Below are 14677 nucleotides of genomic sequence, written 5' to 3'. Positions count from 1 at the left end.
GGCACGCGGGTGAGCGAGGACGAGACGGCCGAGGAGCGTCCGGCGCCGGCCACGCGCGAGGCCGAACCCAGTTCCGAACAGGCCGCCGAAGCGGACCCGGAATCCGCGGATTCGCCTGATGAAACCGGCTCGGGAGAACAGGTTCCGGTCAGGCGGAAGAGGCGCACCGTGCGGACTGCCGGCAAAGTCGCCTTGTCGCTGGTCTCGGTCGTGGCGCTGGCGGTGACCGGGTACGCCTTCTTGACCTATCACCGGGTGCAGAACGACGTGCGCACCGGTGACATGCTCAGTGTTCCCGAGGACGCGAAAACCCCGCCATCGGACGACGGCGCCGTGGACATCCTGCTCGTCGGTACCGACGCCCGCACCGACGTCCAGGGAAATCCGCTGCCCCTGTCGGTGCTCAAACAATTACGCACCGAGCAGGATGCCGGACTCAACACCGACACCCTGATCATCCTGCGGGTCCCCAAGAACGGCGGCAAACCCGTCGCGACCTCGATCCCCCGCGACACCTGGATCGACGTTCCACGGGGTGGCCAGGCGAAGATCAACTCGGTGTACGGCGTCGCCAAGGCGGCCGCGGCACAGGAGTTGCGCGGCCGGGAGGACAACGCGGCCGTCGAGCGCGATTCGGACCTGGCGGGGCGGAAGGCACTGGTCCAGGCCGTCCAGGACTTCACGCAGGTGCACATCGACCACTACGCCGAAGTGAACCTGCTCGGCTTTTACCTGATCACCAACGCACTCGGCGGGGTCGAGGTATGTCTCAACCACGCGACCGAGGACAAGGACTCCGGCGCGAACTTCCGGGCCGGCCTCCAGACGATTTCCGGCGGCGACGCGCTTTCCTTTGTGCGGCAACGGAAGAACCTGCCGCACGGCGACCTGGACCGGATCGCGCGGCAGCAGGCGTTTCTGGCCTCCGCCCTGCACAAGGTGCTCACCGCGGGCACCCTGACCAACCCGTCGACGATGAACAGCCTCCTCGACGCGGTGAGCCGGTCGCTCGCCTTCGACCCCGGCTTCGACCTGCTGCAACTGATGGAGCAGGCCAAGGGGATGGCGACCGGGGACATCACGTTCGGCACCATTCCGGTGATCACGATCAACGGCTGGAGCCCGGATGGCAAGCAGAGCATCGTCGAGGTCGATCCGAACGCGGTCCGGCAGTACTTCGCGGGGCTCGCCAAGACAGCGCCCGCTCCCAGCACCGGGGGCGTCGCTCCCGCGGCATACTCGGTCCCGGTGCACGAGAACCCGGTGCACCAGAGTCCGGTGCACCAGAACAACATCAACGGCGTGGAGTGCGTGAACTAAAATGATCACGCTCCCGCGCGAACTCGCGGAGAAATACCCATGAGTGTGACCGAACACCTGCTCCGGCCCCTGCTGACCCAACCCGGCCGGCCGTTGATCACCCACTACGACGACGCGGCGGGGACCAGGGTCGAACTGTCCGTGGCGACCGTGGCGAACTGGGCGGCCAAGACGGCGAACTGGCTGGTCGAGGAATTCGACCTGGAGCAGGGTGACGACGTGGCGGTGGTGCTGCCCGCGCACTGGCAGACCGTCGGCGTGCTGCTCGGCGCGTGGTGGTGCGGCGCGCACGTCGTCGGCGAAACGAAAGGCGCACGGGTCGCCTTCGTCGGGCCGGAATCGGCAAGTGAAGCCGAATCGACCGCTGTCGTCGCGCTGGACCCGCTGGGACGCGGCCTTGCCCAGCCCCCGGCGGACGGTGGGCTCGACTATCTGGCCGAGGCCCGGCTGGCCGGCGACACGTTCAGTGCGCTGATCCCGGTACCCGGCGACACGCCGGCCCTCGAAGGGTCCACTGTGGATGACCTGCTCGCCCGGGCGCGGGAAGGGGCACAGCGGGCCGGCCTTTCCGCGGGCGATCGCGTTCTGTCCACTATGGAATGGACCGTGCCCGACGGCATCGTCGGCGGGTTGCTCGCCCCGCTGTCCGCGGGAGCGCATCTGGTGCAGGTCAGCGCCGCCGATCCGGCCAAACTCCCCGACCGCCGGCGCGCCGAGCGCACCACCGTCGAACTCTCCTGACCGCCCCCGCAACGGTCCCACGGCGAACTCTCCTTAACACCCCGTAACAACCTCACAGCGAACTCTCCTGAACGCCACCCCAACGGCCTCACAGCGAACTCTCCTGAACACCCCCGCAACAATCCCACGGCGAACTCTCCTGAACACCCCGTAACAGCCTCACGGCGAACTCCTGAACGCCTTCGCAGCGGCCTCACACAACCGGCGAACCGGACAATTTCGTCGCCCTGCCCGGCCCGAGGTCATCCCTCGCGGGTGAAAATGCCGTCTCGGGGTGCGTCGCCGTGGAGCGTGCCGGAAACTCTAATCAGCCCTCCGGCGTGGTTCCCCCAGCGCGCCCGAGGGCTCCTTCTTTTCCTCCCACGTTCCGATAGACCGGAAGGTGGGACTCACAGGACGGGAAGGTGGGACTCACAGGACGGGAACGTGGGACTCGCGCGTCGGGAATGGGGGACTCGCCGGCGCTTCTCGGCGGCCCGCGCAAGGAGACAACCATGGCCCAGCACCCTCGCCGGGTGACCGGCGACAACCGTTTCGCCACCGCCGGATTCGTCCTGGGCCTGCTGGGGCTCGTCTTCGCCGTCATCCCGTTCATCGGCCTGATCGCAATGCCCCTGGTCGTCCCCGGCCTCGTGTGCGCCACGATCGGCCTCGCCCGCGCGGTGCGGTACCAGGCACCCCGCCTGAGCACAGCCGCGGCCGGGCTCGTGCTGTCCACGATCGGGTTCGTCGTGTGCCTGGTCTGGATCGCCGGCATCGCCCACGACATAAGCACCTCCGCAGCCCCTGGCGCGGCCGAGCCCTACCAGGTGACCAGCGCCGCGCACGACTCCTAGCGCGAGTCCCACACTCCCGACGCGCGAGTCCCACACTCCCGTCACGCGAGTCCCCCATTCCCGTCGTGCGAGTCCCACATTCCCGTCGTGTGAGTCCCACGTTCCCGACGCGCGAGTCCCACATTCCCGTCGTGTGAGTCCCACATTCCGGCCTACCGGAATGTGGGACACGCGAGTGTGGGACTCGCGGTTATACGCTTTCCAGACCTTTCGCCAGCTGTCAGTGATTCGGCTGTCCCACGGAACAGTCACGGAACAGGCAAAGATCAGGAGGTGTCCCGTGACGCTCCCCAGGAAGGGGTCCCGCCTCATCACGGTGGGTGATGCGGTTTACCGGTGGCGCGTCCGCCACAAGCCCACCTACAACCAGGGAAACGGCTGGTCCTCCATGACCTTCGCGGTCGAACTCGCGGAGAATCCGGGCAACGCTCTCCGCGTCGTACTCCCCTATACCAGACCAGACAATTGGCTTCTCGAACAATCGATGGGTGTTAGCCCCGGCCTCGTCGCGCACTGCATCTACAGAGCGATCAGTAAGGGATGGACACCGGACCGCCCCGGCTCTGCTCATCGGTTGGAACTCACCCGAGGCGAACTCTCCCCTCCGCACCCGGCGATGGCGGTCACCTACACCTGGGTGGCAGAGCACCAGGACGAATTGCTCGACGCCCGCGAGTCGTAAGACAACGACGCTCAACTCGGCCGCGTCGGCTAACGCGGTGGGCAACGGCCCCGCGCGTCTCCGCTGTCCTGATGCCTCGTCGTATGCTCGTGATGTCGACCAGAAAAGAGGAACGGATGGCAGACGGTTCTTGGGACCTCAACGCTCCGGGGGTTATGCGGTTGCCGTCGGGCAGACTGGTCCGGGGCCGGGGCTTGCGGAATCCGCTCCCGGCGGGGCCGGCACCTGAGTTCGGGCTGTATTTGCAGGGCTCGGAGCCTGGCCCGATGGACTGGGAGAGCTGCTGGGTGCACTGGCCGGATTTCTGGCTCCCACGCGACCGCGATGGTTTCGCCGATGTCTTGCAACAATTGTGGACACGGGCGGAGGCGGAACGGGTCGAGATCGCCTGCAGCGGCGGCTTCGGACGGACGGGTACGGCGCTGGCGTGTCTCACCGTGCTCGATGGTGTTCCCGGGAACAAGGCGGTCGCGTATGTGCGCGAGCACTATTCGCGTCGTGCCGTTGAAACGCCGTGGCAGCGACGCTTCGCCGCTCGTTTCGTAGGTTTCAAGCGCGCTTGAGAATATTTGGCGTCGTTTTGACGCGAGTCCCACCTTCCCGTCGCGTGAGTCCCACACTCCCGTCTACCGGAATGTGGAACTCGTGCTACGTGGATGTGCGACACACACGACGCGAGTGTGGGACTCGCGGCTACTCAGCCCTTGAGCAGGCGCGGATTCATCCCTGCCGGGTCGGGTGCCGCCCGGTCCGGCAGCCCTCGGGCGCGCCGCGAGGGGATCACGGACTGGTTTGTTTGGCTGATCTCTGAAGCGGTGCCGGGGTCTGGGGCAGAGCCTCGGGTGATTCTGCATGCGCGTAGTGGCCCCGCGCTGGGGCGGGGTTTAGCGGTGGGTGGTCGCGAGTTTGGCGCCGATTCCGAGGTAGCTGAGGGAGAAGATGCGTTGGACCAGGCGGACGATGCGGGGCTTGGTGATGACGTGGTGGCGCATGGCGCTGGCGAATAGCCCGTACCCGAGGAACACGATGAAGGTCATCGCCATGAACACGGCGCTGAGGGTAAGCATTTGCCGTAGCGGGTCGTGGTCCTGGGAGATGAACTGCGGGAGGAAGGCGAAGAAGAAGAGGGTGAGTTTCGGGTTCAGGAGGTTGGCGAGGATGGCGTTGCCGATGGCGCGCCAAGTCTTGCGCGGGGATTTGTCGTGCATGGTGAGGATCCCGGTGTCGCGCCAGGTGATCCAGGCCATGTAGAGCAGGTACGCCACGCCGGCGAACTTGAGAACATCGAAGGCGACTGCTCCGGCGCTCAGTAGGGCGGCGGTCCCGGTGATGGCCGCGAGTAGGTGCGGCACGATCCCGAGGGTGCAACCGAACGCGGTGACCACTGAGGCGCGTCGGCCAGCGCGTAGCCCGGCGGCGATTGTGAGGATCGCACCGGTGCCTGGTGTGGCGATGATGGCCAACGATGTGAGGACGAAACCGAGGTTCATGATGCCGATCTTGCCCACACTGGCCCGCTGCGCCAACCGTCGATGCGTCTGGTCTTGGAGCCTGCTGCGTCGCCGAGGCCGCTATCGCGTGGCATGGGTGGTGGGCTCGGGGACCGAATGTGTGGCGGCAGGCGATCGACGCGGTGTTCGGGCGGCCTGACTCCTCTGACGGCCTGGAGGCGGCCTGATCATGGAAATTACGAGCCGCCCGAACTACCGGACGAAGACCGAATCAGCCCTTGAGCAGGGCGCGGGCCATTACCAGGCGTTGGATCTGGTTGGTGCCTTCGTAGATCTGGGTGATCTTGGCGTCGCGCATCATGCGTTCGACAGGGAAGTCGCGGGTGTAGCCGGCGCCGCCGAAGAGTTGCACGGCGTCGGTGGTGACCTCCATGGCGGTGTCGGAGGCGAACGCCTTCGCCGCGCTGGCCAGGAAACCCGCGCGGGCGTCGCCGCGTTCGGAGGCGGCGGCGGAGGCGTAGACCATGTGCCGGGCCGCTTCGATCTTGGTGCCCATGTCGGCGAGCATGAACTGCACACCCTGGAAGTCGCCGATCGCGCGGCCGAACTGCTTGCGCTCCTTGACGTAGGCGATTGCCGCGTCGAGTGCGCCCTGCGCGATGCCCAGCGCCTGCGCGCCGATGGTCGGGCGGGTGTGGTCGAGGGTGCGCAGCGCGGTCTTCAAACCGGTGCCGGGCTCGCCGATGATCCGATCCGCCGGGATGGTGCAGTTCTCGAAGTAGATCTCCCGGGTCGGGGAGCCCTTGATGCCGAGTTTGCGTTCCTTGGGCCCGACCGAGAAACCCGGGTCGTCGGCGTGCACCACGAATGCCGAGATGCCGTTCGACTTCTTCTCCGCGTTCGGGTCGGTCACCGCCATCACGGTATACCAGCTCGATTCGCCGGCGTTGGTGATCCAGCACTTGGTGCCGTTGAGCACCCAGGAATCCCCGTCCCGCACCGCGCGGGTGCGCATCGATGCGGTGTCCGAGCCCGCTTCACGCTCGGACAGCGCGTACGACGCCAATGTCTCACCGGTGGCGATCGACGGCAGCACCAGCTTCTTCAGCTCCTCCGAGCCCGCGAGCAGGATCGGCTGGGTGCCCAGCTTGTTCACCGCGGGGATCAGCGCGGCCGAGGCGTCGACCCGGGCGACCTCCTCGATCACGATGCACGCCGCGATCGCGTCCGCACCTTGACCGTCGTAGGCCTCGGGGATGTGCACCGCGTTGAAACCGGCCTTCGCCAGCGCGTCGGCGGCCTCGGCCGGAAACCGCTCCTGTTCGTCGACCTCGGCCGCGTACGGAGCTATCTCCTTTTCCGCCAGAGCACGCACCACGGCCCGCAACTCGTCATGTTCCTCAGCCAGCTGGTACAGGCCCTGTCCGTTGGACACCTGGTCACCCCTTCCACCGCGTCGCCGACCCCGATGTTAGCGGTCGTTTACTTCATCGTCCGTGTGTTTTCGGCCGCAATTTCCGCCTAGGGTGTAGTGATGCCGACCACAGGGCCGTCCCCGTCGCTCGACTATCCCGAAATCCCCGTTGGTTCGATTCTCGCCGGCTCCGCCGCTCGCTTCGGAAGCCGGATCATCTTCGCCCATGACGACCAGGAGCTCACCTTCGCCGAGCTCTACCGCGCCGCCTGCCAGTTCGCCAACGCGTTGCACCGCAACGGTGTCGAACCCGGCGACCGGGTGGCGATCCACCTGCCGAACTGCCTGGCCTACCCGGTCGCCTACTACGGGATCGTGCTCGCGGGTGCCACCTTCACCCCGGCCAACCCGCTGCTGCCGCCGGCCGATCTCGCCGCCCAGCTCGCCGACTCCCGCGCGATCGCGGCGGTCACCTCCGGCCCCGGCCTGGAGGTGCTCACCGGGATCCAGGACCGGACCCGGATCGGCCTCGTCGTGGTGGTCCGCCCGCGCGGACCTCTGCGGGCCGGACAACGGGAATTCGCCGAGTTTCACGCCGGAGAACCGGCAACCCGCCCCGACGTGGAAATTGACGTCCACACCCGGCTCGCGCACCTCGCCTACACCGGCGGCACGACCGGACGGTCGAAGGGCGTGCGGCTGCCCCATCGCAACGTCGTGGTCAACACGCTGCAATACGCGTGCTGGAGTTCCGGTTCCGTGCCCGCGCTCGACGAGCGGGGCGATCTGGTGCTCGACGCCAGCCGTGCCGGGCCCGAATGGCCGGTCCGGCTGGGCGAAGGCATCTCGATCAACCTGACCCCGTGGTTCCACGCGATGGGCACCATCGGCGGGCTCAACGTCCCGGTCGCCAACGGGACCACGGTGCTGCTGCAGAGCCGCTTGGACCCGGCCGCCTACCTGGCCGAAGCCGAGCGCAGCCGGGTGACCACGATGGGTGGTGCGCCTGCCCTGTACGCCGCACTGCTGGCCTGCCCCGACTTCCCCACGCGTGACCTGTCATCGGTGCGCACCATCACCTCCGGCGCGGCCCCGATGTCGCACGAGATGATCAAAAAGCTGCGGCACCGGTTCCCGGACGCGGTGATCGCCGAGGGCTACGGCCTGACCGAGGTGACCATGTGCGCGACCACGGCGCCGTTCGGGCGGGGAGCCGTGCACAAGCCCGGCACCGTCGGGATTCCCATCTTCGACACCGAGATCAAGATCGTGCCCGTGGACGGCGGGGACGACCCGTTGCCACCGGGCGAACCGGGCGAGGTATGCATCCGGGGCCCGCAGGTGATGACGGGGTACCACGAACGTCCGGAGGAGACCGCGGCGGTGCTGGTGGACGGCTGGCTGCACACCGGCGACATCGGCGTACTGGACTCCGATGGCTACCTGTCCATTGTGGATCGCAAGAAGGATCTGCTGCTGTACAAGGGATACAACGTCTACCCGCGCGAACTGGAGGAGTTGCTGATGGCCCAGCCCGGGGTCGCCGCCGCCGCCGTGGTGGGCCGGCCGAGCCCCGACGTCGGCGAGCTGCCGGTGGCCTTCGTGGTCCGCCGGCCAGCTGGGGATGCGCTCACGGAGCAGGAACTGATCGACACGGTCAACGCAAACGTGGTGCCCTACAAGCGACTCCGCGAACTGCGCTTCGTCGAGCAGATCCCGGTCTCCGCGGCCGGCAAGGTCCTCAAGCGCGAACTCCGCGCGCGGCTACACAGCGAGAGTTGAACGCCGGCGGTGTCACCGTCGGCTGACCGAGTCGAAGTCCTGCACGAAGCGAGTCAGCAGACGGGCAAGGGCGGCGCGGTCCTCGGCGGCCCAGCCGGCAGTGACCTCTGCGATGACACGGCGGCGGAATTCGCGGATCTCCGTGAGCACATCGCGCCCTTCCGGGGTGAGAGCCAGTAGCGAGCGGCGGCCGTCATGCTGATCGGCCTCGCGCCGCAGCAGCCCGCCGTCGAGAGCCTGGGCGGCGAGACGGCTGGACCTTGGCTGATCGACGTCGAGAACCGCGGCGGCTTCGGTGATAGTCAGCGTGTCGCCCCGTTCGGTCGCGGACTCGATCACGTCGAGCAGTTCGAAGACCGAATCGGGAAGCTCGGCATGGTGCCCGGTGCGCTCGCCTCGCCGCTCCGACAGCCGTGCCAGAGTGCGGCGCTTTTGCGCACGGCGCAAGGCCACGACGGCCGACTCGATGTCTGCCACATCCGAATCCGGCTTGCCGTCCACATCCCCTCCATGCATACTCGTCGACAACTACATGTCATTCTACATACACCTCCGGGGATCCATGAACGCGCCCAAGCCCATCGGATACTGGCTCAAGCATCTGCACAACCTGCTGGAGAAACACTTCGACGCCACACTCGGCGACCTCGGTCTCGGCAGGCGACATTGGCAGGTCCTCAACACGTTGAGCCGCCGCGAGACCACTCGCGACGAACTCGCCGCGGCCCTCGCCCCGTTCTGGACCGCGGGAGAGCCGGACCTCGACGGGGTGTTGCAGGATCTCAGCGGTTGGATACACACCGGGAACACCCTCGCCCTGAACAACGACGGCCAGGCCGCGCACGAGCGCATAGCGGCTCGCATCGACGCGACCCGCGCCATGGTCCTCAATGGACTGACTCCTGATCAATACATCGAGACCGTACGGATCCTGTCGGTAATGGCAGCCAACGTCGAAGCGGAGCTAACGAAAATCAGTGATCTTCGGGAGCAAAGATCAGAAGGGGCGGCGGACTAACGGGCAGTGTGCTCGCGGATCGCTGAAGCGAGCGCGGCCCAGTCAGCGCGTTCCACGCCATGGCCGGAGTCCGGCAGGACCAGTAAGCGCGCGCCCGGTATTTCCTCGGCCAGTGCCTGTCCGTGCGGGAGTGGGAACATCGGGTCCGCGGCGCCGTGCACCACCAGCGTCGGCACCCGGATACTCGCGAGCGGCGGACGGTCCCCCGGTGCCTCCTCGACGAGGCCATGGTTCTGCGCCGAGGCGGGGTTGTGCGCGCGGTCGATGTCGGCTTGCACCAGTTCTCGGACCTCCCGTTCCGGGAACGGCCGACGGCCACCGGTGAGCATCCGAGCGTAAGCCACCAGATGGTCGACCACTGACTCCTGGTCGGTCCAGTCGGGGTGCGCCGCCCGCTGGAACCTGCTGAACTCGCGGGTCGGCCCGGGCAGATCGCGGCCACGGGGGGTGGGCACGGCGAACGTGGTGCTGATCAAGGTGAGAGTACTGGTCCGGTCGGGATGTTCGAGCGCCACCAGTTGCGCCAGGGCGCCTCCCGAGGAGACCCCCACGAGATGCGCCGCCTGGATTCCGAAGGCATCGAGCACACCGACCGCGTCCGCCACGAGGTCCCCCGAGTCGTAGCCGGGATGCCCAGGCTCATAGGTTACGGACCGGCCGGTATCGCGATGGTCGTAACGGATGACGAACCTTCCACCCGCGGCTAGCTTGAGGCAGAAGTCGTCCTCCCACCACAGCATCGATGCGTCTATCCCCATGATCAGCAAAACCGGTGGCTGCCCCGGGTCGCCGAAGGATTCGGCGCACAGCCGCACTTCTCGGACGGTGATCATGCGCTCAGCCATAGTGAAGCCCTCCCGGCGCCGCGGCGGCAGACGCGCCCAACCTTCGACCCGGCCCTGCTGGCCGGTATGCCATCGATGTTGGATTCGTTCGTGTAGCGATGGTTTTCGATGGTGATGATCGGCGTCCCCCGGAGATCGCCTTCCACGCGGCCGGCAACGAAGCCGTGCTTTCCATGGTCCGGGCCGGCCTCGGGCTGCCAACCACCGGGCGCTGAAACGCAGGTACGGCAAGGACTTCGAGGCGTACCGAATTCGGCGGGGGTTTCGCGTAGATCACTCTCTAATCGGCCAGGCGCTTGCGCAGGGCCGCGTCCTTGTCGTGGACGAGCTGTTCGAGATCCGCCTGGAAGGCCGCCATCCGGCGCCGCAACTCCGGGTCGGCGGCGGCGAGGATGCGGACGGCGAGCAATCCGGCGTTGCGCGCACCGCCGACGGAAACGGTGGCGACCGGAACCCCGGCCGGCATCTGCACGATGGACAGCAGCGAGTCGAGGCCGTCCAGGTGCTTCAACGGAACGGGCACACCGATCACCGGCAGCACGGTCGCCGACGCGACCATCCCGGGCAGGTGTGCCGCGCCGCCCGCGCCCGCGATGATCACCTTGAGGCCCCGGTCCGCGGCGGTCTTCGCGTAGTCGAGCATCCGCTGCGGCGTGCGGTGCGCCGAGTAGACCCCGACCTCGTAGGACACCTCGAACTCGGCCAGCGCCTGCGCGGCCGCTTCGAGCACCGGCCAGTCGGAGTCGCTCCCCATGATCACACCGACGTCGGGCATGCCTGTCTCCTCACTCGTGGCTGGAAAGCCTGGGTCAGTGGATCTGGTAGCCGTCAAGCCATTCGGCGTGCGAGAGCCAGTGCGCGGCGAGCTTGGCCCGCTCCCGCACATCCTCGATGGCCTGGCCGGTCAGGTTGACGTGCCCCAGCTTGCGCCCGGGCCGCTCACCCTTGCCGTAGAGGTGCACGCGAACTTCGGGAAATCGCGCGAACAGGTGGTGCAGGCGCTCGTCCGGGCCCATCTCCGGCGTCTCGGGCGCGCCGAGCACGTTGGCCATCACGGTCGGCGCCCGCAGGCTCGTCGCGCCCAGCGGGTAGTCCAGCACCGCCCGCAGGTGCTGCTCGAACTGCGAGGTCGCCGAGCCGTCCATGGTCCAGTGGCCGGAGTTGTGCGGGCGCATGGCCAGTTCGTTGATCAGCAGCCCGTCTCCGGTCTCGAACAGCTCGACCGCGAGCACGCCGACCACGCCGAGTTCGGCGGCGATCCGCAGGGCGATTTCCTGTGCCTGTTGCACCAGCGGCTCCGCGAGCCCAGGAGCCGGCGCGAGCACCTCGGTGTTGATCCCGCCGTCCTGCACGGTTTCCACCACCGGCCAGGCCGCGCCCTGTCCGAACGGGGACCGCGCGACCAGCGCCGACAGTTCCCGGCGCATCTCCACCCGTTGCTCGACGAGCAGTTCGGCCCCGGCGGCCAGCAGCTCGGGTACGAGCGCGCGCGCTTCGGCGTCGGACTCGACCATCCACACGCCCCGCCCGTCGTAGCCGCCACGAGCGGTCTTGAGCACCACCGGCCAGGAGTGGGTCGCGGCGAACTTCGCGACATCATCCACTTCGGACACCTGCGTGAAGGCCGGGCACGGGAACCCCTGTGCGGACAGCCGTTCCCGCATGAGCAGCTTGTCCTGCGCGAAGGCGAGGGCCTCGGCCCCCGGCCGCACGACGAACCCTTCGGCGGCCAGGGTGCGCAGGTGCTCGTTCGGCACGTGCTCGTGGTCGAAGGTCAACACGTCGACTTCGGCGGCGAACGCGCGAAGGGCGGCGAGGTCGGTGTGGTGACCGATCACCACCTGACCGGCCACCAGGCCCGCCGAATCGTTCTCGTCTGCGGCCAGCACCCGCAGCGACTGGCCAAGCGAAATCGCGGCCTGGTGCGTCATCCTGGCGAGCTGGCCGCCGCCGACCATGCCGACCACAGGAAGTTTGGTGCGAGAATCCATAACAGTTGAAGACTAAGTAGTGTGCGACAAGCCGGGTGCTCCGGGGTTGGCCCGGGCCCGCAGGCCACGGCGCGTCCAGCACTCACGCATGGCCAGCCCGAGGATCCCGAACGCCGCGGCGAGCACGTAGGCGTTGCCCGGGATCGACCAGCCGAGGCCCCAGTTGAACTCGGTGTCCCCGCCGTTGGGCACGAGCATCACCACGCAACTGCCGAAGAGCGCGACGACCGCGCCTGCCCACAGCCACCGTCTGCGCACCGCGAGCAGCACCGCCAGCGGCACCGCCCACACCCAGTGATGCGACCAGGAGATCGGTGAGACGAGCAGCCCGACGAACGCGGTCACCAGCAACGCGCCCAGCGTCTCGCGCCGGGCGTGCAGGCGCCGCACCAGCCACACGGCCGGCGCCACGATCACCGCTCCGATCACCAGCGCCACGATCAATGACCAGGGAGCGTCGTGGGTCGCGCGGTGGACCAGCCCGCCGAGCGACTGGTTGAAGATCCAGTGGGCGCCGTCCCACTGGTTGGGGCCGAGCGCGCCGCCGCCGGTCCAATAGCGGATCGAGTCCCGCGGCGTCAGCGCGAACATGACCGCCTGGAGGCCGGCGAAGGTGCCCAGCGCCCGCAGCCCAGCGCGCCACCGGCCGGTGACGAACAGGTGGGCTACGAAGATCAACGGGGTCAGTTTCACCGCCGCCGCGACGCCGGTGAGCACCCCGGCCCAGCGGGTGGAGGCCAGCGCCAGCACGTCCACGACCACCAGCGCCATCAGGATCAGGTTGATCTGCCCGAGGACCAGCGTCTTCCACACCGGTTCGAGCGCCAGCGCGCACACGGTGAGGGCGGCCACCGGCAGGGTGCCGCGGCGCGCGCACAATCGCACCACGACGGCCAGCGACACCAGCGACGCGGCCGACACGACGCCCCACACGAGCCCGCTCGGCAGGGCGGCGAGCGGGACGAACAGCAGGGCGGCGGCCGGGGGGTAGATGAACGGCAGCGACACCCACGGCGGCAGAGCGCTCAGCCGTTCCGGGCCGTAGAGCGAATCACCGTGGAGGAAGGCCAGCGCCCCGGCCCGGTACACCGCGCTGTCCTCGCCCAATCGCCAGTCGCCCAACCACACGACGACCCCGGCGGCCAGCGCGACTCCGACGAGCAGGCCGGCGCCGAGCCGCCCGTCAACGCGCGGCGCTGGCACGGCGTCGCAGCAGGGCCCAGCGGGCGACGAGCACCACGGCGAGCACGATCGGGACCAGGATGTAGGCGCTGCCCAGAACGGTCTGCCAGAACTTCCAGTGCAGTTCGATGTTGCGCCCGTTCGGCAGGACGAGCAGCACGCAACTGATGAACACCGCGATCACGGCGAAGGTGCAGAGCCAGCGCCGCCAGGCCGTCGCCGGGGTGGTCTGCGGCAGGCGCGAAACCAGCAACACGATCAACGGCACCGCCCAGATCCAGTGGTGCGACCAGGAGATCGGCGAGACGAGCAGCGTGTAGAACGCGGTGACCAGCAGCGCCGCCAGCGCCTGGCCGCGGCGGTGGAAGCGGAGCATCAGCCAGACCGCCGGGATGGCCAGCAACGCGCTCAGGCCCAGCGCGGCCTTCGAGGCCCACGGCGCCAGGTCGGTGAGACGGTTCATCAGGCCGTTCAGCGACTGGTTGCCTGCCCAGTGCACCGGCCCGATCCGGCCCGTGTCGTAGATCGTCTTGGTCCAGTAGCGGATCGTGTCGCCCGGGATCAGCAGCAGCATCAGGCCCTGCAGGCCGACGAACGTACCCAGCGCGCGGGCGGCCTCGCGGCGTTTGCCGGTGAAGAAGAGGTGTGCCACGAACAGCAGGGGCGTCAGCTTCACCGCCGCCGCGATGCCGGTGAGCACCCCCGCCCACCGGGAGCCACGGGCCGTGATCACCAGCACGTCCACCACGACCATGGCCATCAGGATCAGGTTGATCTGACCGAGGAACACGGTGCGCCAGACCGGTTCCAGCCCGAGCATCAACACCGAGAACACGAGCGTGGCGCGGGCCGGGGAGGACCACCAGCGGGACTCGAAGGTGGGCGGCTTGGGCAGCGAGCCGATCGCGACCCGGATCACCAGCGCCATGGCGAGCAGCGAGATCGCGGTCAGCAGGCCCCAGGCGATCTGCGTGGGCACCAGGGCCAGCGGGACGAACATCAGGGCGGCCGACGGCGCGTAGGTGAACGGCAGCAGCGCCCACCACGGTTCCGGCGCCAGTGTGCTCGAGTCGTACAGCGAGTCCCCGTGAAGCAGGGTCAGCGCGCCCGCCCGGTACACCGCGCTGTCCACCCCGAGGCGCCAGTCGAGGATCGCGCCGACGATGCCGACCGCGATCGCCAGCACCGGCAGCGCGGACAGCAGCACGATCGACCTCGGGCGCACGAGCAGGCGGGCCAACGAGGTGCGCAATGCCAGGCGCGGATGGCGGCCCCGTTCGCCCTCGGCGACAGACACTGACTGCGTCACGTCATCAGCAAATCACGAATGCTCTTCGCATGTCCGGCGCACCCCGCAAACGACCTCCGCGCGCGCTCGGGTAGCGCCCGATTGACGAGCCTTGAGCCACCAGGCC

15 protein-coding genes are annotated in these 14677 nt (G+C 68.2%); 7 read left to right on the top strand and 8 right to left on the bottom strand.

The window, feature by feature from the left end; translation table 11 throughout:
- Positions 1-9 precede the first annotated feature (9 nt).
- From A3CU_RS44245 to A3CU_RS0109855, 5 genes are all read left to right on the top strand, one after another.
- The gene (locus A3CU_RS44245) at positions 10-1320 is read left to right on the top strand and encodes an LCP family protein (protein WP_084143184.1); all 1311 of its coding nucleotides are present in this window, start codon (positions 10-12) and stop codon (positions 1318-1320) included.
- A gap of 39 nt (positions 1321-1359) precedes the next feature.
- Positions 1360-2061 carry a TIGR03089 family protein gene (locus A3CU_RS0109870; protein WP_027942138.1) on the top strand — a complete coding sequence of 234 codons (702 nt, stop codon included), beginning with the start codon at positions 1360-1362 and terminating at the stop codon, positions 2059-2061.
- A 494-nt stretch (positions 2062-2555) separates the two neighbouring features.
- Positions 2556-2897 carry a hypothetical protein gene (locus A3CU_RS44240; RefSeq protein WP_052371603.1) on the top strand — a complete coding sequence of 114 codons (342 nt, stop codon included), beginning with the start codon at positions 2556-2558 and terminating at the stop codon, positions 2895-2897.
- A 280-nt stretch (positions 2898-3177) separates the two neighbouring features.
- Positions 3178-3579, top strand: coding sequence for a hypothetical protein (locus tag A3CU_RS44235; RefSeq protein WP_211246389.1), 402 nt, complete (start codon positions 3178-3180; stop codon positions 3577-3579).
- A gap of 266 nt (positions 3580-3845) precedes the next feature.
- A complete protein-coding gene (locus tag A3CU_RS0109855; protein WP_342668902.1) occupies positions 3846-4142 on the top strand; it encodes a protein-tyrosine phosphatase family protein in 297 nt (98 codons plus the stop codon).
- A gap of 321 nt (positions 4143-4463) precedes the next feature.
- Here the strand turns inward: A3CU_RS0109855 and A3CU_RS0109850 are convergent, their stop codons facing one another.
- Positions 4464-5069, bottom strand: a complete 606-nt coding sequence (locus tag A3CU_RS0109850; protein ID WP_027942136.1) for a LysE family translocator — start codon at positions 5067-5069, stop codon at positions 4464-4466.
- 232 nt (positions 5070-5301) lie between these two features.
- Entirely contained in the window at positions 5302-6447 is a 1146-nt protein-coding gene (locus A3CU_RS0109845) for an acyl-CoA dehydrogenase family protein (RefSeq protein ID WP_027942135.1), read from the bottom strand.
- A gap of 117 nt (positions 6448-6564) precedes the next feature.
- Between A3CU_RS0109845 and A3CU_RS0109840 the strand changes: the two genes are divergently transcribed.
- Positions 6565-8226: a class I adenylate-forming enzyme family protein gene (locus A3CU_RS0109840; RefSeq protein WP_027942134.1), complete on the top strand. Its 1662-nt coding sequence runs from the start codon at positions 6565-6567 to the stop codon at positions 8224-8226.
- 12 nt (positions 8227-8238) lie between these two features.
- Here the strand turns inward: A3CU_RS0109840 and A3CU_RS0109835 are convergent, their stop codons facing one another.
- Positions 8239-8727 carry a MarR family winged helix-turn-helix transcriptional regulator gene (locus A3CU_RS0109835; protein WP_027942133.1) on the bottom strand — a complete coding sequence of 163 codons (489 nt, stop codon included), beginning with the start codon at positions 8725-8727 and terminating at the stop codon, positions 8239-8241.
- 61 nt (positions 8728-8788) lie between these two features.
- Between A3CU_RS0109835 and A3CU_RS44230 the strand changes: the two genes are divergently transcribed.
- Complete coding sequence (locus tag A3CU_RS44230) at positions 8789-9244, top strand: hypothetical protein (RefSeq protein WP_052371601.1); 456 nt, start codon at positions 8789-8791, stop codon at positions 9242-9244.
- Here the strand turns inward: A3CU_RS44230 and A3CU_RS0109825 are convergent.
- From A3CU_RS0109825 to A3CU_RS0109800, 5 genes are all read right to left on the bottom strand, one after another.
- Positions 9241-10089: an alpha/beta fold hydrolase gene (locus A3CU_RS0109825; protein ID WP_027942132.1), complete on the bottom strand. Its 849-nt coding sequence runs from the start codon at positions 10087-10089 to the stop codon at positions 9241-9243. The genes A3CU_RS44230 and A3CU_RS0109825 overlap by 4 nt on opposite strands.
- Positions 10090-10369: 280 nt before the next feature.
- A complete protein-coding gene (purE, locus tag A3CU_RS0109815; protein WP_027942131.1) occupies positions 10370-10864 on the bottom strand; it encodes a 5-(carboxyamino)imidazole ribonucleotide mutase in 495 nt (164 codons plus the stop codon).
- Between the two features lie 34 nt (positions 10865-10898).
- The gene (locus tag A3CU_RS0109810) at positions 10899-12080 is read right to left on the bottom strand and encodes a 5-(carboxyamino)imidazole ribonucleotide synthase (RefSeq protein WP_027942130.1); all 1182 of its coding nucleotides are present in this window, start codon (positions 12078-12080) and stop codon (positions 10899-10901) included.
- A gap of 12 nt (positions 12081-12092) precedes the next feature.
- Positions 12093-13283 carry a glycosyltransferase 87 family protein gene (locus tag A3CU_RS44225; RefSeq protein ID WP_043840870.1) on the bottom strand — a complete coding sequence of 397 codons (1191 nt, stop codon included), beginning with the start codon at positions 13281-13283 and terminating at the stop codon, positions 12093-12095.
- A complete protein-coding gene (locus A3CU_RS0109800) occupies positions 13264-14571 on the bottom strand; it encodes a glycosyltransferase 87 family protein (protein WP_027942129.1) in 1308 nt (435 codons plus the stop codon). Before A3CU_RS0109800 ends, A3CU_RS44225 begins: the two co-directional genes overlap by 20 nt.
- Between the last annotated feature and the right edge of the window lie 106 nt (positions 14572-14677).

Origin of the sequence: Amycolatopsis taiwanensis DSM 45107, from assembly GCF_000519205.1 — a bacterium.
Taxonomy (GTDB): domain Bacteria; phylum Actinomycetota; class Actinomycetes; order Mycobacteriales; family Pseudonocardiaceae; genus Amycolatopsis_E; species Amycolatopsis_E taiwanensis.
Note: the sequence above shows the minus strand (reverse complement) of the source record. Positions and strands in the feature narration are given on the sequence as shown.

Coding starts and splice junctions, on each gene's coding strand:
- A3CU_RS0109870 (WP_027942138.1), top strand. CDS start 1,360: ATGAGTGTGACCGAACACCTGCTCCGGCCCCTGCTGACCCAACCCGGC.
- A3CU_RS44240 (WP_052371603.1), top strand. CDS start 2,556: ATGGCCCAGCACCCTCGCCGGGTGACCGGCGACAACCGTTTCGCCACC.
- A3CU_RS0109855 (WP_342668902.1), top strand. CDS start 3,846: ATGGACTGGGAGAGCTGCTGGGTGCACTGGCCGGATTTCTGGCTCCCA.
- A3CU_RS0109850 (WP_027942136.1), bottom strand. CDS start 5,069: ATGAACCTCGGTTTCGTCCTCACATCGTTGGCCATCATCGCCACACCA.
- A3CU_RS0109840 (WP_027942134.1), top strand. CDS start 6,565: ATGCCGACCACAGGGCCGTCCCCGTCGCTCGACTATCCCGAAATCCCC.
- A3CU_RS44230 (WP_052371601.1), top strand. CDS start 8,789: ATGAACGCGCCCAAGCCCATCGGATACTGGCTCAAGCATCTGCACAAC.
- A3CU_RS0109825 (WP_027942132.1), bottom strand. CDS start 10,089: ATGGCTGAGCGCATGATCACCGTCCGAGAAGTGCGGCTGTGCGCCGAA.
- purE (WP_027942131.1), bottom strand. CDS start 10,864: ATGCCCGACGTCGGTGTGATCATGGGGAGCGACTCCGACTGGCCGGTG.
- A3CU_RS0109810 (WP_027942130.1), bottom strand. CDS start 12,080: ATGGATTCTCGCACCAAACTTCCTGTGGTCGGCATGGTCGGCGGCGGC.